General features: G+C 37.6%; 19 protein-coding genes. 9 read left to right on the top strand and 10 right to left on the bottom strand.

All coding sequences use genetic code 11. From position 1 onward, the window contains the following. Window positions 1-146 precede the first annotated feature (146 nt). Window positions 147-326: a hypothetical protein gene (locus MHB39_RS15255; RefSeq protein WP_004227198.1), complete on the bottom strand. Its 180-nt coding sequence runs from the start codon at window positions 324-326 to the stop codon at window positions 147-149. A 232-nt stretch (window positions 327-558) separates the two neighbouring features. Here MHB39_RS15255 and MHB39_RS15250 point away from each other — a divergent pair, with 232 nt between their 5' ends. Then, complete coding sequence (locus MHB39_RS15250; RefSeq protein WP_004227202.1) at window positions 559-1,185, top strand: hypothetical protein; 627 nt, start codon at window positions 559-561, stop codon at window positions 1,183-1,185. Window positions 1,186-1,241: 56 nt separating this feature from the next. Here the strand turns inward: MHB39_RS15250 and MHB39_RS15245 are convergent, their stop codons facing one another. From MHB39_RS15245 to MHB39_RS15235, 3 genes are all read right to left on the bottom strand, one after another. Then, window positions 1,242-1,778, bottom strand: a complete 537-nt coding sequence (locus MHB39_RS15245; RefSeq protein WP_342544424.1) for a hypothetical protein — start codon at window positions 1,776-1,778, stop codon at window positions 1,242-1,244. Between the two features lie 144 nt (window positions 1,779-1,922). After that, complete coding sequence (locus tag MHB39_RS15240) at window positions 1,923-3,182, bottom strand: dicarboxylate/amino acid:cation symporter (protein ID WP_257960665.1); 1,260 nt, start codon at window positions 3,180-3,182, stop codon at window positions 1,923-1,925. A gap of 263 nt (window positions 3,183-3,445) precedes the next feature. Beyond that, window positions 3,446-4,495 carry a TRAP transporter substrate-binding protein gene (locus MHB39_RS15235; protein ID WP_342544422.1) on the bottom strand — a complete coding sequence of 350 codons (1,050 nt, stop codon included), beginning with the start codon at window positions 4,493-4,495 and terminating at the stop codon, window positions 3,446-3,448. A 150-nt stretch (window positions 4,496-4,645) separates the two neighbouring features. Here MHB39_RS15235 and MHB39_RS15230 point away from each other — a divergent pair, with 150 nt between their 5' ends. Further along, the gene (locus MHB39_RS15230) at window positions 4,646-6,187 is read left to right on the top strand and encodes a sensor histidine kinase (RefSeq protein ID WP_167444839.1); all 1,542 of its coding nucleotides are present in this window, start codon (window positions 4,646-4,648) and stop codon (window positions 6,185-6,187) included. A gap of 18 nt (window positions 6,188-6,205) precedes the next feature. Then, window positions 6,206-6,907, top strand: coding sequence for a response regulator (locus MHB39_RS15225; protein ID WP_339280165.1), 702 nt, complete (start codon window positions 6,206-6,208; stop codon window positions 6,905-6,907). A 46-nt stretch (window positions 6,908-6,953) separates the two neighbouring features. Here MHB39_RS15225 and MHB39_RS15220 read toward each other — a convergent pair whose 3' ends face one another. The 3 genes from MHB39_RS15220 to MHB39_RS15210 form a co-directional block, all read right to left on the bottom strand. Then, window positions 6,954-7,922 (bottom strand): 4-hydroxy-3-methylbut-2-enyl diphosphate reductase, encoded by a 969-nt coding sequence (locus MHB39_RS15220; RefSeq protein ID WP_004227216.1) that lies wholly within the window; start codon window positions 7,920-7,922, stop codon window positions 6,954-6,956. A 76-nt stretch (window positions 7,923-7,998) separates the two neighbouring features. Continuing rightward, window positions 7,999-8,514, bottom strand: a complete 516-nt coding sequence (vrrA, locus tag MHB39_RS15215) for a VrrA/YqfQ family protein (protein ID WP_036076218.1) — start codon at window positions 8,512-8,514, stop codon at window positions 7,999-8,001. 381 nt (window positions 8,515-8,895) lie between these two features. After that, window positions 8,896-9,951: a 2,3-butanediol dehydrogenase gene (locus tag MHB39_RS15210; RefSeq protein ID WP_036076217.1), complete on the bottom strand. Its 1,056-nt coding sequence runs from the start codon at window positions 9,949-9,951 to the stop codon at window positions 8,896-8,898. A gap of 293 nt (window positions 9,952-10,244) precedes the next feature. Here MHB39_RS15210 and MHB39_RS15205 point away from each other — a divergent pair, with 293 nt between their 5' ends. Then, window positions 10,245-11,546 carry a DEAD/DEAH box helicase gene (locus tag MHB39_RS15205; RefSeq protein ID WP_016993509.1) on the top strand — a complete coding sequence of 434 codons (1,302 nt, stop codon included), beginning with the start codon at window positions 10,245-10,247 and terminating at the stop codon, window positions 11,544-11,546. Window positions 11,547-11,558: 12 nt separating this feature from the next. Next, window positions 11,559-12,452, top strand: a complete 894-nt coding sequence (locus MHB39_RS15200) for a deoxyribonuclease IV (RefSeq protein WP_016993508.1) — start codon at window positions 11,559-11,561, stop codon at window positions 12,450-12,452. Between the two features lie 44 nt (window positions 12,453-12,496). Here MHB39_RS15200 and MHB39_RS15195 read toward each other — a convergent pair whose 3' ends face one another. Further along, a complete protein-coding gene (locus MHB39_RS15195; protein ID WP_004227236.1) occupies window positions 12,497-12,733 on the bottom strand; it encodes a Nif11 family protein in 237 nt (78 codons plus the stop codon). 167 nt (window positions 12,734-12,900) lie between these two features. On the opposite strand from MHB39_RS15195, the gene MHB39_RS15190 reads away from it, so the two are divergent. Genes MHB39_RS15190 through MHB39_RS15180 form a run of 3 tightly spaced genes read left to right on the top strand, consistent with a single transcriptional unit; the run spans window position 12,901 to window position 14,949 of the window. Beyond that, a complete protein-coding gene (locus tag MHB39_RS15190) occupies window positions 12,901-13,647 on the top strand; it encodes an ABC transporter ATP-binding protein (RefSeq protein WP_036076215.1) in 747 nt (248 codons plus the stop codon). Window positions 13,648-13,660: 13 nt separating this feature from the next. After that, window positions 13,661-14,524 (top strand): metal ABC transporter permease, encoded by an 864-nt coding sequence (locus tag MHB39_RS15185; RefSeq protein WP_016993506.1) that lies wholly within the window; start codon window positions 13,661-13,663, stop codon window positions 14,522-14,524. Further along, window positions 14,521-14,949: a Fur family transcriptional regulator gene (locus MHB39_RS15180; RefSeq protein WP_004227247.1), complete on the top strand. Its 429-nt coding sequence runs from the start codon at window positions 14,521-14,523 to the stop codon at window positions 14,947-14,949. The genes MHB39_RS15185 and MHB39_RS15180 overlap by 4 nt, the downstream gene beginning before the upstream one ends. Window positions 14,950-14,999: 50 nt before the next feature. Here the strand turns inward: MHB39_RS15180 and MHB39_RS15175 are convergent, their stop codons facing one another. Together MHB39_RS15175 and serC are read right to left on the bottom strand one after the other, a co-directional pair. Next, entirely contained in the window at window positions 15,000-15,383 is a 384-nt protein-coding gene (locus MHB39_RS15175; RefSeq protein ID WP_016993505.1) for a hypothetical protein, read from the bottom strand. Window positions 15,384-15,662: 279 nt separating this feature from the next. After that, window positions 15,663-16,751, bottom strand: coding sequence for a 3-phosphoserine/phosphohydroxythreonine transaminase (serC, locus tag MHB39_RS15170; protein WP_333005803.1), 1,089 nt, complete (start codon window positions 16,749-16,751; stop codon window positions 15,663-15,665). Window positions 16,752-17,145: 394 nt separating this feature from the next. Here serC and MHB39_RS15165 point away from each other — a divergent pair, with 394 nt between their 5' ends. Then, window positions 17,146-17,682: a hydrolase gene (locus MHB39_RS15165; protein ID WP_339280164.1), complete on the top strand. Its 537-nt coding sequence runs from the start codon at window positions 17,146-17,148 to the stop codon at window positions 17,680-17,682. Window positions 17,683-17,847: the final 165 nt, after the last annotated feature.

Here is a 17,847-nt window from a genome sequence, read left to right as displayed (position 1 = left end):
AGTTCCATATTAAAATAAAATGCAACTTTATAATGGAAATCGTAATAGGAGTAGAGATTTTTCCTATGAGTTTCAAATTAATAGAACGGCCACTTTCAGTAATACTATCAACATGAAAGTGGTCCTTTTGGATGAGACAGCTACCATTAATGTTTGATTTCTTCAATGACTTTTTCTTTTAAATCATTCTCCATAGAAGATAGTTTTACTGTATTTGTGAGGCGTTCCTTTAATTCTTTATCAGTCATAATGCCACGTTCTTCTAAAATTTGTATGAGCAGATTTAATGTAAGCATATTTTTAATATCCGCTGCTTTTGATTCCATATAAAACCCTCCAAAATGATAGAATTACTACCTCTTAAGTGTACTCCTTTTTGAGAAGCATGGCACAGAAAGGACAAAAACAAGCAAATTTATTTCGTGTCCCGGAATATGTGGGTGAAAATAAGCAATCCAATGACAAGCTGTTCGATGAGATAAATTTGATAGAACAGGACCATGAAAACAGTGAATATTGTTTTGAATGGGGTCATACCTTCGTAACAGGAGGGATTCAATGGTCAAACGATTTGGGTTCGTTATAGGATTGTTAGTCGTCATCATATCTCTATTGATCCTGTTTGATAAAATAAAAATAGATAATAAATCAGAAACAACAAAAGAGGGACAACCGCTTATTACAAATGAAGAGTTGAGCCTATCTAGATTGAAGGATAAGCTTCTTGAAAAGTATGTTGGCATTGATGTCAAAACGACTGCAGAAAAGGAATTGGTGATCCAGGTTGTAGGCGAAGAAGACTATTTTCAGTCCGTCAAAAAAGACATGGAATCCATTGCAAAAAATGTGATTAAAACCTCGACATTAAAAGACTATCCAATTGTTTTTGAAAGATGGGAGTTTACTTCATTGCTTGATGACAACAAAATGCTGGGGGCTGATATTAACCTGTTGATGGAAGATTTAATCACAGGTTTAGAGGCTTTTGATGTATACGAATATTTAGTCATTGAAAATCGAACAACCATTACGATTCAAACAACGATCAAGAGCACCACTCATGAAGATTTACAGTTAGCTATGAGGATGGAACAGGCCATTAAGAAGATTTTACAAACAAATGCATCACCAAATCAGTCTTATGTCATTAACATATTAAATACACAGCGGGAAAAACTAAATTAGCGATCTTAAGTCATAACAAAGGCATCGAGAAATAACGCTCGATGCCTTTGTTATGGCTATGTAGTGAATGCAAAGAGTGCTTGATAAAGGGTTGCTAGGAGTGCAACAAAGTGCATATCATCCGCTTGGAAAAGCTTAAACTGTATGCCTGTCTGTACTAGTTCAGTTTCAATAGAGCTTGCACTAGCAATCTTTTCATCATTGCAATATAAATAAGCAGTAGAGGTAAAATCCTTTTCAAAACGAAATTCTAAATCGTCCATTGTAAATGAATAAGAGGATTCTAATAATTGCACTGTTTTCCGTTGAATGGGTATCAAGCTGCCATCAGGCATAACAATTTGATGGCTGACTCCTTTTGTTAACAGGGTAGATTGTACTTGAAAAAGGGGTGCACCTAATGTAGTTCGTGTCTCATAACGGTACGGTAATGTTTGCTGTGCAGCTACCAGCAAGACAGCATTCAGTACTTTACCAGCAGAGGTACGCTCCATTTTTTGAAGTACACATACTGTTTCGTTCTGTTCATTCACGATTGGAATATCAGTGAAGCTTTTAAAGCCCTTCGGATAGGTAAGTGTAAAAGTTGCCATAAAGAAACCTCCAGTCATTATTTATACGAGTAGGTAGTCGAGGAGGTTTCAAGAAACTAGCTCTACGGTGTTTTTTATCTACATGCCTCTTTATAAATAAATGAACAGGCTGCTAAAGTAGCCGCTTTCAGCAGCCTGTTCATTTTATGATATTTGGGTATGACCGGATAGAGCACGCTTTTCCTGCTCTGTATCAAATTCTTTTTCCATTTTTGACACGACCACTGTTGCTACACCATTACCAATTAGATTTGTAACTGCACGTGCTTCTGACATGAAACGATCTACGCCGATTAAAAGGGCAATCCCCTCTACTGGGATCATCGGGAATGCTGCTAATGTTGCTGCAAGTGTAATAAAGCCAGAGCCTGTTACACCAGCTGCCCCTTTAGAAGTAAGCATTAAGATGGCTAATAACGTAATTTGATGCCAAACATCTAAATCCACACCATAGGCTTGAGCAATAAAGATAGCAGCCATTGATAAGTAAATGGATGTTCCATCTAAGTTAAATGAATAGCCTGTAGGAATCACTAGCCCAACCACTTGCTTTGAACAACCATAGTTTTCAAGCTTACGCATCATGGAAGGTAATGCAGATTCAGATGAAGATGTTCCGATAACGATAAAGATTTCATCTTTAATGTACTTGATAAATTTAAAAATACTAAAGCCAAAATAATGGGTAATCAATCCAATGATCACAACAATAAAAATGAACATTGTAATGTAAACAGATAGCATTAAAAATCCTAAGTTTCCTAATGATTTAAGTCCAAAATTTCCGATTGTATAACTCATGGCACCAAACGCACCAATAGGAGAAATTTTCATCACCATGTTAACGATTTTAAAGAAAATATCTGCAACTTGCTCGAAAAATTTAATAACAGGTTTAGCTGGTTCACCAATCGCCGCCGCAGCTAGTCCAAATAAAACAGCTGAGAACAAGACTGGTAATAATTCACCATTTGCTAAAGCACCAACTACATTTTCAGGAATAATTTGCATAATAAATGCACCTAAACCATGCTCTGCAGCCGCCGCGTCTGTATATTGTGAAACATCAGCACCGCTTGCTGCATCTGTATTAAAACCTTTACCTGGTTGAACAATATTGACAACGATTAAGCCAATTGCAAGGGCAAAAGTTGAAACAATTTCAAAATAGATTAAAGCTTTTCCACCAATTTTACCAACCTTTTTGACATCCCCCATGCTACCAATGCCGATTACGACTGTTAAGAAGATAATGGGTGCTATTAACATTTTAATAAGTTTAATAAATATATCCGCCAAGATTTTGAGCTTTGCCCCGAATTCTGGGAATGTTGCTCCGACGATAATCCCTAGTACAATTGCAATCAATACTTGTACTGTTAAGTTTTTAAAATTTATCCGCATATAGTTCTCCCCCTACAACATCTATGAATATTGTGTGAACGCTTTCATGTGGTTATCATAGCTGAAATTTTCCGACAATAGTGTTTATGACCGTAATGGTTGTATTGTTCATTTTGTTCATTCTGAGAGAAAGGGGTATTAAGGCTAGTAATATCAAGGGTTTTAAGCTGTTTTATAGTAGTTATGAGATTCGCGAATCTATTATAATACAATAGAAAAAATCCTTACGTTTTGTAAGGATTTTTTATTAATGAACAAAAGTATTAGGGATCAACGATTTTTTCAATCTCTGCTAAGATTTGATCGTTTTGAATATGGGCTCTATAAAAATCATAAACAGGTGCAAGTTGTTCCTTAAAGCGCTGTCTTTCTTGGGGACTCATTGTATACACATCAAAATCATCTAGCTGTTTCAGCTTGTCCATATCTTGTTCATTCATAAGTTCAGCCTGCTCAAATTGCCAATCGGTTGTTTCTTTCATAGCATCTAACAACTGATGCTGAATTTTGATAGGTAGAGAATTCCAAAAGGTTTCATTCATTAGCACAGCATAGCCTAAAATCCCATGCTGAGTGATAGTCATATGCTTTTGTACTTTGTAAAAACCCTTTGAATAGATATTAGAAGCGGTATTTTCTTGTGCGTCTATTGCATGCTTCTCTAAATCCGAAAAGACCTCACTAAAAGAAATAGGTATAGGTGTTGCTTTGACCACTTCAAATTGCTTTTCTAATGTTTTACTTGGCATCGTACGCACTCGTAAGCCCTGTAAATCTTCAAAAGTATGAATAGGCTGCTCAACAGAGGTTAGATGCTTAAACCCATTGTACCAAAAGCCAAGCCCTTTAATATGGAACGGCTCTAGCTCATTAACCAATTGTTCACCAATAGAACCCGTTAGGACTTCCTTTACTTCCTCATTTGTATTAAATAGAAAGGGTAAATCAAGCACCTGCCAATTAGGAACATAAGCTGTCATTTTAGAAAAAGTAGGGATGATCATTTCCACTTCTCCCTTTTGCAATGCCTGAAATTCATTTTCATCATTAAATAAAGAGGAGTTGGAGTAGACATGTACTTTGACCTTCCCGTTTGTTTTTTCTTCTACTAGCTCAGCAAATTTGTTGGCATCTTGGCCTTTAGGGGTATTTTCAGCGACGACATGACTTAAATGAATTGTTATCTGTGTGTCTAAACCCTTTTGCTCATCATCATAGGGAAGTGGCTTGGCGAATAGTAATCCTTGTTGAACACTGATAGTGAGGATTAACACAAGCACAGTTATAATCGTACCAATAATAAATTTTTTCATTGTATACACCCAATTAATTCGTATTTTCTGATGTTTTTGTTATTCTAACATATGGAGTAAGCTAAAATATAGTAGGAGGGAGGCGGTCAGTTGAAATTTCAGAAGTTATCCATGCAAAGAAAAATTATGTCTCTGACTTTTTTTATTCTCATGCTTTCCTTTAGCATTGGCGGTACTTTTTTGTTAGGTTTTGTCATGAATGAGCAAAAGACCAAACTAAGTGATCAAGCACTCCTTGTAGCAAAAACCGTCTCTCAGCTTCCTGAAATAAAAACATATATTGCTAGTGAAAATTACTATGATGCCGTACAGCATATTAATCCTGTTGTAGAGGAAATCCGTGATATCAATGGGGCAAAATATATTGTTGTTCTTGATATGCAACGACGAAAATATTCCCATCCTAATAGCCAGGAACTTGGTCGAATATCTCAATCTGGAGATTTAAACGCCGCTTTTTCAGAGCATTACTATACGTCGATTGCACGTGGAGAACACGGTAATATGGTTCGTGCGTTTGTTCCGATTATGAACCATGAAGGACAACAAATAGGTGTTACAGTAGTAGGGTACAGTGTTCTTACGGTAGTGGAGTTACTGCAAACAATGCAAACCGAACTAATGGTTACTGTACTATTATCGTTACTATTTAGTGTATGGGGAGCACGAACATTGGGGCTTCATATGAAAAAGCAAATGTTTGGGTTAGAGCCGCATGAAATTGCCAAAATGTATGTAGAACGGACAGAAACGTTTAATGCCATGCACGAAGGCATCATTGCTATCGATAATGATTTGACCATTACGATTTTTAATGAAAAAGCCTGTGATATCTTAGGCGTTTATGAAAAACCCTCTACATTGATTGGACAGAAAATCTTTCATGTCTTGCCAGATACACGACTTCCTGAAATTTTAGAGCTGGATCAGCCGTTATTTAATCGTGAGCTGTATATTAATAATCATAGTATTATGAGTAATCGAATTCCGATACAGGTTAATGGCGAAACTGTTGGGGCAGTGGCCATGTTTAAAGACCGTACGGAAGTGAAAAAGCTTGCCGAAGAATTAACAGGCGTTAGAGCATTTGTCCAAGCCCTTCGTGTACAAACACATGAACATAAAAATAAACTGCATACGATAGCGGGTCTTTTACAGCTAGGTCATCATGAACAGGCACTTTCTTACTTAACACAAGTGAAGGAAGAGCATGATGAAATCACTAACTTTTTAAACGAACGAATAAAAAATGAAAATATTTCTGGGCTATTGCTCAGTAAAATTTCCTATGCGAAGGAACAAGGAATTCGATTGGAAATTGACCGTGAAAGCCGATTTACATCATTTCCAGCTAATTTGGATCATCATGATTTCGTCATTCTCTTTGGTAATTTGATAGAAAATGCGTTTGATGCATTAAAGGATGTACAGGTCGAGGAGAAGGTGATTCATGTTTCTGTGGATGAAGATGATGACGTATTAGCCATATTAGTAACCGATAATGGTGTTGGCATGACGGAAGAGGTCAAGCAGCACATTTTTGATAATGGTTATTCTACAAAAGAGAAAAACTACCGTGGAATAGGGTTATTTTTAATAAAGGAAATTGTCGAAAAAGGGCAGGGTGACATCGAAGTCATCAGTGAGCCTAACAAAGGAACAAGTTTTTTAATCACCTTTTATTATTCATAATGGGATGGAGGGCTAGCAGTGACACAGATTAGAGTATTATTAATTGAGGATGATCCAATGGTACGAGAGGTAAATCGTCAATTTATTGAAAAGGTAGAGCATTTTCAAGTGGTTGGACAGGCACCTAATGGGTTAGAAGGCATTACGCAAATTTGTCAACTGAAGCCTGATTTAGTTTTTATGGATATTTTTATGCCAGAGCAAGATGGTATTACAAGCTTACGCAAAATACGTGAGCTCGATCTACCAGTAGATGTTATTACCGTGACGGCTGCAAATGATATGGAGACAGTGAAACAGATACTACATCTAGGTGTTTTTGATTATATTATGAAGCCCTTTTCTTTTGAACGTGTTAAAGGGACACTTGACAATTATTTACGCTTTAACAAGCAAACTCAAACAGAACGTGAGCTCACACAGGGAGAATTAGATCAGTTATTTCATTATCGTGATGGACAAACCCTATTGGATCAATCTGTTACATTGAAATCCGAGAAAAATCTCCCAAAAGGTTTTAATCGTACAACACTTGAAAAGGTTGTGCACTTTTTACAATCGGTGGATGGTGCTTCAGCAGAAGAAGTAGCCAGTGGAATTGGCATTGCCCGCGTAACAGCTAGAAGATATTTAGATTATCTTGAAAAACAAGAGGAAATTACAATGGATGTCCATTATGGTGGCATTGGGCGTCCTATAAACTATTACTTTAGTAAATAAAGAAAATCCTGATTGTCATTATGCAATCAGGATTTTTTGCGAGTAATTAATAAGGCATGATTTTATCAACAGGTGTTGCTGTCTTAATCTTTGGCAGAATTTTATCTAGTGTCACTGTACGCTTAATCTCGTGTGTAGATGGATCATTTTCATCAAATTGATCAAGGAAGTTAATAACCTCTTTTACAATTGGGGTTGGCGTAGAAGCACCTGCTGTTACAGCAACGATGTTGATACCTTTTAACCATTCTACTTTTAGCTCTGAAACATCTGCAATTCGATAGGATGGTGTTCCTGCAATTTCTACAGAAACTTGTGTTAAGCGGTTCGAGTTATTGGATTTAGGATCACCTACAACAATAAGTAAATCCGCTTCACCTGCTTGCTGTGCAACAGCCTCTTGACGTACTTGTGTAGCTAAACAGATCTCTTTGTGTACCTCAATATGTGGGAATTTTTCTTTTAAACTATCCATTAAATGGGCGACATCCCATTGGCTCATTGTCGTTTGATTTGTGACAAGTAATTTATCATTCGTTAATTGTAAAGCATCAATATCGTTAGAAGACTGTACTAAGTGGACATGATCCGGGGCAACGCCAATAGCACCCTCTGGTTCGGGATGTCCTTTTTTACCAATATAAATAATGTCATAGCCTTCTGCTGATTTTTCACGAATTAAATCGTGGGTAACTGTTACATCAGGACATGTAGCATCAATGGACACTAAGCCTTTTCGCTTCGCAATCTCACGAATTTCCGGTGAAACACCATGTGCTGTAAAAATGACAGTACCTGTTTCAACTTGTTCAATAATTTCTAGGCGGTTGTCACCATCTAACGTGATGATACCATCCTCTTCAAACGCATCTGTGACGTGTTTATTATGCACAATCATCCCTAAGATGTAGATAGGTCTTGGTAATGTTTTATCAAGTGCGGCGTTACGAGCGATCACCATCGCATCTACAACACCGTAGCAATAGCCACGTGGATTAATTTTTAATACTTGCATGGTGGTTGTGACTCCTTTCAAGCTTACCTATCTACATTATAACGGACAGTGACTGTGAATACAAAGAAACGTTCATTTACATTGGTGGTTGGAAAATACGTGGTTTAGATGGAAGTGGCTCGGGAGGCGTAAATGATGCACTTTGCCTAGATGACCGTCTTCTTCCAGCAGTCTTACTATTGCCTCCAGCAGCCTTACTATCGCTTCCTGCTGCTTCAGTTGCTCCACCGCCAGCGGAAGGAAGTCCTTGGAATCCTTTATATAATTTTAAGAGTGATGGAATATTTTTCACCATCGGCATAGCTTGTTGGATATAAGGGGTATAGGTTTTGGCTGTATTAAATAAACTGTTGGCTTGCTGTAAAAATGAGCCGACTTTCGAAGCTTCTTGCACAGGTGGCATCGGCATTTGCCCTCCAAATGAACCTATTCCATTAGCCATTGGAAAGCCGCCTGGAATTCGTGGTTGAACAGGGAAGCCTCCAGGCGGGAAAAAGGACTGTGGCGACATCTGTGGAGGTGTTTGCATGGGCATGGGCATTCTCATGCCACCCGGATACATTGGGTATGGATAAGGTGGTCGAAATACCATAATGATCTCCTTTCTACTTGTTTTTCATTGATGACATACCTGACTATAGCTATGATATGCAAAGGCTAATAGGAGGGTTCGATAAAGATCAATAAAACAACAACAACCCACGATCCTTATATGGAAATTCACAGAAGTGACATATTACTTTTTGCTTGTGAACGTATTATATGTAGTCCAAAAAATTGTGCCACAAGTGAACCTTAAAAAAAACGCCGAGCAATTACTCGACGTTTTCTTTCTCTTGATTCAGCTGGTGTTCAAACACTGACTGGATTAAGATAAAAGCCCACTACTGATGGCACAGATTTTGAAGAGGGGCTTTTTAAGCAAGCTCAAAAAATCTGGACACCATTACACTGAGGCGTTATGGATGCTATTTTATGCTTGTGAATTTACAAGAATTTTAATATGATTACGTTCCTTCATTAATGCCTCAAAGCCTTCTGTTACCACTTCATCAAGAGCAATTCGTTTCGTAACAAGCTTGTCTGCAGGGAAGTAACCTTGGGTCATCAGCTCCATTACGGCTGGGAAAATATCGCGGTAGGCAATAATTCCTTTGACTGTTCGCTCTGATAGAACGATATTGTTCGGTTGGATAGCAGCTGTAGACTCCCAAATCGACACGATGATTGTTTCACCTTCAAAAGTTGTTGAGTCAATAGCTTGTTGTAAAACCACAGGAACGCCCGTTACTTCAAAGGCAACATCTACACCACCATTTGTTAATTCATGCAGACGCACAACGGCATCTTCCTCTTTAGGGTTAATGACGGCTGTTGCACCAAGTTCTAAAGCTTTTGCGGCACGCTCTGCTGAAAGCTCTACAGCATAGATTTCTGCTGCGCCTGCTGCACGTAATGCTTCAATAACAAGAAGCCCGATTGGTCCTGTTCCAAAGACGGCAGCTTTGTCACCGGCTTTTAATTTACTTTGACGCACGGCATGTAAAGCGACTGCCGCTGGTTCTACAAGTGCTCCTTGCTCATAAGAAAGCCCTTCTGGCATTTTGTGAACCATTTTTTCATCTACCATTGTATATTCGGAGAATCCTCCGCCACCGCCTGAAAGACCGTGGAAACCTAAATGTTTACAAATATTATATTTACCTTTTTTACAAGCAGCACATTCGCCACATGCAAGGATTGGTTCTACTACTACAGGATCTCCTATTTGAACAGATGTTACACCATCGCCAATTTCAACTACTTCTCCTGAAAATTCATGTCCCATCACAATGGGTGCGATGTCTTTACTTACATAGTGAGGTTGCTCCACTGGAATAAAGATTGGCCCAGCTGCGTATTCATGTAAATCACTGCCACAAATCCCTGTCCAATGTACTTTAATTTTTACTTTTCCAGGTGCGATGACTGGTTCTTCAATGTTTTCTACACGGATGTCTTTTGCTTTATACCATCTTGCTGCTTTCATAATCTACCAACCTCCCATAATATATTACAGCTCTATCATAACATGTGGGAAATCTGCTAATCATTAGTTCCCTATAAATTGACATAAAAATTACATATTACAAGCGTTTTCGAACATTGTTGCAGCGCTTTTTTGATTGCATATTCTGCGTATTTCAAGTACCTTTGATAAGGGCTTTGTTACGGTGATAATAAAACATTAAAAATATGTTTATGCTAGTAAGAAATAGAACGTAAATATACCTTAAAGTTCGAATCATGGTACAATGAAAAAGATGTTAGGAGGAACGAATGATGTCAAAATATACTGATTATAATTTTCAGCCATTTTTGCAGGACGCCATTGCAAATCTAGGCTTTACAGAACCGACACCAATTCAAAAAGAAATTATTCCGCTTTTATTAAAAGGAAAAAGTGCTATTGGACAGGCACATACAGGAACAGGGAAAACACATAGTTTTTTAATCCCGATTGTTCAACGTATTGATGTAGAAAAACAGGAAGTACAGGCTGTTATTACTTCTCCTACTCGAGAGTTAGCACAACAAATTTTTGATGCATTAAATCAATTAATAGAAGGAACTGCGATTCAAGCAAAACTATTTATTGGGGGTACGGACAAACAACGCTCCATTGATAAATTAAAAACACAGCCACAAATTGTTGTTGGAACACCAGGACGTATTCGTGACCTTGTTTCAGCACAAGCGTTATTTGTGCATACAGCACCAATCTTAGTTGTTGATGAAGCGGATCTAGCTTTTGATATGGGCTTCATTGAAGAGATTGATGGATTTGCTTCACAGATGCCAGAAAAGCTTGAAATGTATGTTTTTTCTGCAACAATTCCAGAAAAACTTCAGCCATTTTTAAAGAAATATATGGAAGCGCCAGTGCACGTCCATATGAATGATAAACGACCAGTGGCAGAAGGCATCGATTTTGTGCTTGTACCAGTGCGCTCAAAATCGCGTAATAAACGTTTATTAGAAGTCATTGAGGGCATTAATCCCTTTTTAGCTGTTATCTTTACCAACACACGTAAAACAGCAGAACACGTTGCTGGCTACTTAAATGAGCATGGTATCCGTTGTGGTCAAATTCATGGTGACTTAAGTCCACGTGATCGTAAAAAAATGATGAAGCAAATCCGTGAGCTTGACTACCAATACATTGTAGCAACTGACTTAGCTGCTCGTGGTATTGATATCCAAGGCATTTCTCATGTTATTAACTACGAGATTCCAGAAGACTTAGAATTCTTTATTCACCGTGTTGGTCGAACAGCGCGTGCAGGCAATAAAGGGACAGCCATTACATTATTTGAGCCATCAGACGAGGATGCAGTAGTTCGCGTAGAAAAAATGGGCATTCCTTTTGTACAAAAAGATGTAAAAGATGGCGAATGGACAGAGTTAAAAGAGCGTCATGCACGTAAAAATCGTGTGAAGCAAGAAAATGAAATTGATGTGAAAGCAAAAGCGTTGGTACGTAAGCCTAAAAAGGTAAAACCTGGCTACAAACGTAATATGAAGTGGGAAATGGAAAAAATTAAAAAACGTGAACGTCGCTTAAAAGCACGAGGTAAAAAATAAGGGGGCTTTAACATGTTACTTGGCTCACATGTTTCGATGAGCGGGAAAGAAATGCTACTTGGCTCTAGTAAAGAGGCACTGTCATACGGAGCCAATACATTTATGATTTATACTGGAGCACCGCAAAATACGCGTCGCAAAGCCATTGCTGACTTAAACATCATGAATGGACTCCTGCATATGAAAGAGCATGGTATGACCAATATTGTTGTACATGCACCTTATATTATTAATATTGGCAATACAGAAAAACCAGAAACATTCCGTCTCGGTGTAGATTTCCTACAATCGGAAATTGAACGTACTGCAGCACTGGAGGCAACGCAAATTGTGTTACATCCTGGTGCCCATGTAGGAGCTGGTGCTGATGCTGGTATTGCTAAAATTATTGAAGGTTTAAATGAGGTTTTATCTCAAGACTATCCCGTTCAAATTGCATTAGAAACCATGGCAGGGAAGGGGACAGAATGTGGACGTTCCTTTGAAGAGCTTGCTAAAATTATTGATGGTGTAACAAATAACGAGCGACTTTCTGTATGCTTTGATACTTGTCATACACATGATGCTGGCTATAATATTGTGGAAGATTTTGATGGGGTATTAAACGAATTTGATAAAATAATAGGTGTGGAACGCATTAAAGTATTGCATATCAATGACTCCAAAAATGTGCGTGGTGCAGGTAAGGATCGCCACGAAAATATTGGCTTTGGTCATATTGGCTTTGATGCCCTCAACTATGTAGTACACCATCCACAATTAATGGATGTTCCTAAAATTTTAGAGACACCGTTTGTCCCTCTCACTAGTGACGCTAAATCTAAGGTAGCTCCGTATAAAGTGGAAATCGATATGTTACGAAACGGTACATTTAAGCCTGAGCATATTGAAGCTTTAAAGGGCTAATATAACTAACCCGAAATCAGGCTGGTTCTGATTTCGGGCTTTTTTTATTTTGTAAACAAGGCAATCAGTTGGCGAGAGCGCTTTCTCCCTAAAACAGCTTCCACTTCAACAAGAATATCTTTAGGAATACCTAAAAATAGCCAAGAAAATGAGAATTGCTCCAAATAAGGTCGAAGTTTTTTTACTTCAGAAGTCGTAATGCTAAAACCTTCTTCACGAGCAATCGCGACAATTTCCTTATCCGTGCTTTGTGCTAATTGCTGTAAAAATTGAATACTCAAAGTCAATCCTCCTTTATCCCATTTTATTTTCACGAAATCATTTACACACTTGCCATCAGCCTATTCGAAAAAGCATCCATCTTCTTTTCTTTACAAAAACTGCACTTTCCTTTATACTTACAATTTGTAAATCGTAATGATTTTGAATTAGAAAGAAGCGATCATGCATGAAAACAACACTTATTGACATTGAAAATGTGTCATTTCAATATGACTATACGCAAGTTTTAAAAAACATTTCTTTTCGTGTAGAAGAGGGAGATTTTTTAGCACTTCTCGGTCCAAATGGTTCGGGAAAATCAACATTATTAAAAATTATTTTAGGTTTGTTGAAACCTTTATCCGGTGAAATAAAGCTATTTGGTGAAACAAGCGCAAACTTTAAGCACCGTGAATGGATTGGCTATGTCTCACAAAAATCCAATGCCTTTAATTCTGGGTTCCCAGCAACCGTGCAAGAGGTCGTGAAAAGTGGATTAACAAAAAAATTAGGGCTTTTTAAAAGACCTGGCCGAGACGCCAAAGACAAAGTTCAAGAAGCTTTAAAGGCAGTTGGCATGGATGCTTATATGAATCGCAATATTGGAGAATTATCTGGTGGACAACAACAACGTGTTTTTATTGCAAGAGCTTTAGTCAGTGATCCCAAACTGCTCATTTTAGATGAGCCAACTGTCGGCATTGATCACGAGAACGTGCAGTCATTTTATGATATGCTGGCGAAATTAAATCGGGAACAAGGAATTACGATGATTCTTGTCACACACGATGTCGATACGGTATCAAATCGTATTAGTCATGTGGCATGTTTAAATCAAACCATTCACTTCCACGGCTATAAAAATGAATTTGATAATATTTCTCAGGACGCGCTAGATGCTTGGTATGGCCATTCCGTGAGAAAGATTCATTAGAAGGAGTAGGCACATGATTGAAGCAATTTTACATTATGAATTTTTACAAAATGCCTTTTTCTCTGGATTATTAATTGGCATACTTGCACCACTGCTGGGGGTGTTTATTGTTGTACGTAGGCTGTCCTTGATTGCCGATGCTTTGTCACATGTAACACTCGCTGGAATCGCTGGGAGTTTATACATCAGTCAATCTGTATCAGCCTTAGCAATGCTCAATCCTATTTATTTAGGTATACTAGCCTCTGTTAGTGGCTCTATTTTGATTGAGCGTTTAAGACGTTTATATAAGCACTATGAGGAGCTTGCCATTCCAATCATTATGTCAGGTGGTATTGGGATTAGCGCCATCTTTATCTCACTTGCCAGTGGCTTTAGCACAGATTTAATGAGTTATTTGTTTGGCTCGGTTTCTGCTGTATCTCGTCAAGATTTATGGGTGGTGATCGGAATTGCTGCCATTGTAATTATTTTTTTGTTTTTATTTTTTAAAGAATTATTTGTTTTGTCTTTTGATGAGGAATATGCAAAAGCTAGTGGACTTCCAGCTCGTTGGGTTCATCTTTTATTTATGATTGTGACTGCGCTTGTCATTGCGGCAAGTATGCGCATAGTAGGTATTTTACTTGTATCATCTCTGATGACATTACCTGTCGCAGCAGCAATGCGCTTGGCAAAGGGCTTTAAGCAAACCATCATTTATGCTATTGTTTTTGGAGAAACTGCTGTACTAATTGGTCTAATTAGTGCATTTTATATGGATTTAGCACCGGGAGGCACAATTGTTGTCACTTCTATTTTGATTTTGTTACTTGTAATCCTAGGAAAGAAAGTAGCATTTAAAATGGCTGCAAAGCAGGGGGAGGTAGCGCAATGAATATTTCAAGAGCGTGGGAAATATTAAAGGAAAATGGCTATAAAAAAACAGATAAACGGGAGTTAATATTAGATATGTTTGCAGCAACAGATAAATATCTAACAGCCCGTGATTTATTGGATGTTCTAAAAAAGGATTTTCCGGGAATGAGTTTTGATACCATTTATCGTAACCTTGCTACTTTTGTGAAACTTGGGATATTAGAAGAAACAGAGCTATCAGGGGAACGTAATTTCCGTATGCACTGTGAATCTGCACATCATCACCATCATTTTATATGTATGGATTGTGGCAACGTCAAAGAGCTTAATCTTTGTCCAATGGAAATGTTAGGTGAAAAATTACCTGATTATGAAATTGAAAATCATAAGTTTGAAATATATGGTAAATGCCCGGATTGTAAGCATGAAACGCTGTCACATTAAATATGACAGCGTTTTTTCGGGTACCTGTATAAGGCTACCCTCTATATTAATTAAGCTACAGCCACTCGACGAATCGCAACAATTTTATTGCAATCTACGATTAAAGGAGAAGCAGCAGCTGCACCTGGCTCAAGGAAGTATGCACAGCAATTTCTTGGATCGAGGGAAATGAAAGTCACACCTAAGAAGCTAACACCTCCAGATAAGAAGATATCTAGTGTAGTAGCTAGCTCTAATTTTCTTAATTGGTGGCAAATACAGCCTCTACAGTGGCTGCTCATTCTTGGTGTACATTTTTCTTCTTTTTTACAATGGCATTTTTCCTCTTTTTGGCAATGACATTTTTCAACTTTACGTTGACAGCATTTTTCCTCTTTTTTAGGACATTTACAGCCTTGCCAGTTCATATGTGACATATATCTTTTATCTTCCATTGCCTAGACCTCCCTTCTTCTAGTTTCGTAAAGGTAACCCTTACAGTAATAATCTATGTTTGGTGCATAGCCAGAGACTGGCGATATGTCCGATAGGCAGCTTAAAAATCTATATTTTTCTCAAAAACTTTTGCAATGTGTAAAGCCCTAAGCTGAAATATTGCTATAAACATCTAATCAAGCTAATTGTATGGGGATAGATTTCTTATTTCCTTCGACAAGCGCGAAAAAAAGATGAGTCTTTACCGAAATGGAAAGACTCATCTTTTAAATAGAAGTTTATTGATGTTTTTGTTGGAAATTTACCATGAAATCTCGTAAAGCTTCGCAAGCCTCAAGTGGCACTGCATTATAAGTGGAAGCACGACAGCCGCCAACAGAACGATGTCCATTTAGCCCAACAAAACCTGCTGCCTTTGCCTCTGCAAGGAATTGTTTTTCCAGCTCCTCATCTGCAACACGGAATGTAATGTTCATTAAAGAACGGCTTTCAGGTGTGGCATGGCCTTTGTAGAAACCATTACTATTGTCAATGGCATCATAAATCACTTTTGCCTTTAATTCATTATGTTTTTCAATTGCTGCTACGCCGCCTTTAGCTTCTACCCATTTTAATACCTCGCCGAGCATATAGATCCCGAATGTCGGAGGTGTATTATAAAGGGAATTACTATCAGCATGTGTTGTATACTTTAACATCGTTGGTATATTTTTATTTGCTTTTTCAAGTAAATCTTTGCGAATAATCACGACCGTTACACCTGAAGGGCCAAGGTTTTTTTGAGCTCCTGCATAGATGATACCGAATTTTTCAATATCCACTGGTTTTGATAGGATGTCACTTGACATATCCGCCACTAATGGAACATTTCCTGTGCTAGGGAAATTTTTCCATTGTGTACCATATATCGTATTATTGGATGTGATGTGAACATATGCATCATCTTCATTGAATTGAATATCTTCTAAAGCAGGAATATTGCGGTATTGGTTTTCTTTTGTGCTTGCAGCTTCAACAGGTGTCCCAAATAATTTAGCTTCCTTAAAAGCTTTCTCAGACCATGAGCCTGATAATACATAGCTAGCTTTTTGCTCAGTTGTTAAGAAGTTCATAGGCACCATTGTAAACTGAAGGCTTGCTCCACCCTGTAAGAATAGTACCTCATAGTTTTCTGGAATAGCATAAAGTTTTTTTAATAAAGTAATAGCTTCATTATGTACTTCATCGAAAATGGCACTTCGGTGACTCATTTCCATAATGGACATACCTGAATCACGGAAGTTTACTAATTGCTGTTGAGCATTTTCTAATACTTCTTGTGGTAGAGCAGATGGACCTGCGTTGAAATTGTATGCACGTTGTGTCAAAGTGGTACACTCCTTGTTTGGTTAATAACAGAACTTTACTGGATTATAACCTAATTTTCAAGAGGAAAAATAAAATTCTTAATATTTGAGCAGAATGGCGACAGGCTCGCAACAAAATGTACACATTTAAGCAGGTATTTTTCATTAAAAACGAACAAACAGAAGGGTATTTTTGAAATTAAGTTATATTTTCCGTATATTAAATATTTTTCATTGCAATAAAAATGATATTGTTCGTGTTTTTGCTTGTAAATATTTCCTTGGTAGAAGCGTGAAACGGACAGGCTAAAGCAAAACTATCCAATCGATTGTTAGGGAAAGTTCCTTATTACTTTACGAGAGGTAAGCAAGTTTTTGTATAATATTATTAAGAAAAGAAAAAGAGGTGTTCAGGATGTTTACTGTAGAGAAAGCTTGTTTAGTAGTTGTAGATGTGCAAGGAAAGTTAGCAACAATAGTTGATGACAGTGAAACGGTAATTGAAAATGTAGCAAAGCTAGTACAAGCGATGCAGGCACTCGAAGTACCTATTTTGTGGCTAGAACAAAATCCAAGTCGATTAGGTGGAACGGCACTTGATATTGCACAGCATTTACAAGGGCAACCTATTGCCAAAATGGCCTTTAGTGCGTGCCAAGAAGAGGCATTTGTAGAAGCGATGAAGGAAAATGGACGTTCTCAATTCATTGTCACAGGTATCGAAACACATATTTGTGTGTATCAAACGGCTAGACAACTGAAAGAACAAGGATTTGAAGTAGAGGTTGTTGTAGACGCCGTATCTTCTCGAACAAAGGCAAATAAAGAAATTGGGCTTATGAAGATGAATGCCCTTGGTATTTATCCAACTAGCACCGAAATGATCTTGTATGAGCTATTACAACGTGCAGATCATGAACATTTTAAAACCATTTTGAAGCTTGTTAAGTGACATGAAGCTAAAATTGAAACAATTGGTCTGTGTATTCCATTCAATGTAATAACAATTTTGCTTTCAATAGAAATGTATAAAAATATATTGATTTTATATAAAAAACAGTAGATGTTTGATGGGTCAATAGACCTTGTCTAAGCATCTTTTTTTATTAAATCTGCA

The sequence above is a fragment of the Lysinibacillus sp. FSL K6-4013 genome (genome assembly GCF_038630435.1).
GTDB classification, from domain to species: Bacteria; Bacillota; Bacilli; order Bacillales_A; family Planococcaceae; genus Lysinibacillus; species Lysinibacillus boronitolerans.
The sequence above is the reverse complement of the archived record's forward strand: the minus strand, read 5'-3'. Positions and strand labels throughout refer to the sequence as shown.

Excerpts from the sequence above, each read along its gene's own strand:
- MHB39_RS15255 (WP_004227198.1), bottom strand. The coding sequence starts at position 326 with ATGGAATCAAAAGCAGCGGATATTAAAAATATGCTTACATTAAATCTG.
- MHB39_RS15250 (WP_004227202.1), top strand. The coding sequence starts at position 559 with ATGGTCAAACGATTTGGGTTCGTTATAGGATTGTTAGTCGTCATCATA.
- MHB39_RS15245 (WP_342544424.1), bottom strand. The coding sequence starts at position 1,778 with ATGGCAACTTTTACACTTACCTATCCGAAGGGCTTTAAAAGCTTCACT.
- MHB39_RS15240 (WP_257960665.1), bottom strand. The coding sequence starts at position 3,182 with ATGCGGATAAATTTTAAAAACTTAACAGTACAAGTATTGATTGCAATT.
- MHB39_RS15235 (WP_342544422.1), bottom strand. The coding sequence starts at position 4,495 with ATGAAAAAATTTATTATTGGTACGATTATAACTGTGCTTGTGTTAATC.
- MHB39_RS15230 (WP_167444839.1), top strand. The coding sequence starts at position 4,646 with ATGCTTTCCTTTAGCATTGGCGGTACTTTTTTGTTAGGTTTTGTCATG.
- MHB39_RS15220 (WP_004227216.1), bottom strand. The coding sequence starts at position 7,922 with ATGCAAGTATTAAAAATTAATCCACGTGGCTATTGCTACGGTGTTGTA.
- vrrA (WP_036076218.1), bottom strand. The coding sequence starts at position 8,514 with ATGGTATTTCGACCACCTTATCCATACCCAATGTATCCGGGTGGCATG.
- MHB39_RS15210 (WP_036076217.1), bottom strand. The coding sequence starts at position 9,951 with ATGAAAGCAGCAAGATGGTATAAAGCAAAAGACATCCGTGTAGAAAAC.
- MHB39_RS15205 (WP_016993509.1), top strand. The coding sequence starts at position 10,245 with ATGTCAAAATATACTGATTATAATTTTCAGCCATTTTTGCAGGACGCC.
- MHB39_RS15200 (WP_016993508.1), top strand. The coding sequence starts at position 11,559 with ATGTTACTTGGCTCACATGTTTCGATGAGCGGGAAAGAAATGCTACTT.
- MHB39_RS15190 (WP_036076215.1), top strand. The coding sequence starts at position 12,901 with ATGAAAACAACACTTATTGACATTGAAAATGTGTCATTTCAATATGAC.
- MHB39_RS15185 (WP_016993506.1), top strand. The coding sequence starts at position 13,661 with ATGATTGAAGCAATTTTACATTATGAATTTTTACAAAATGCCTTTTTC.
- MHB39_RS15180 (WP_004227247.1), top strand. The coding sequence starts at position 14,521 with ATGAATATTTCAAGAGCGTGGGAAATATTAAAGGAAAATGGCTATAAA.
- MHB39_RS15175 (WP_016993505.1), bottom strand. The coding sequence starts at position 15,383 with ATGGAAGATAAAAGATATATGTCACATATGAACTGGCAAGGCTGTAAA.
- MHB39_RS15165 (WP_339280164.1), top strand. The coding sequence starts at position 17,146 with ATGTTTACTGTAGAGAAAGCTTGTTTAGTAGTTGTAGATGTGCAAGGA.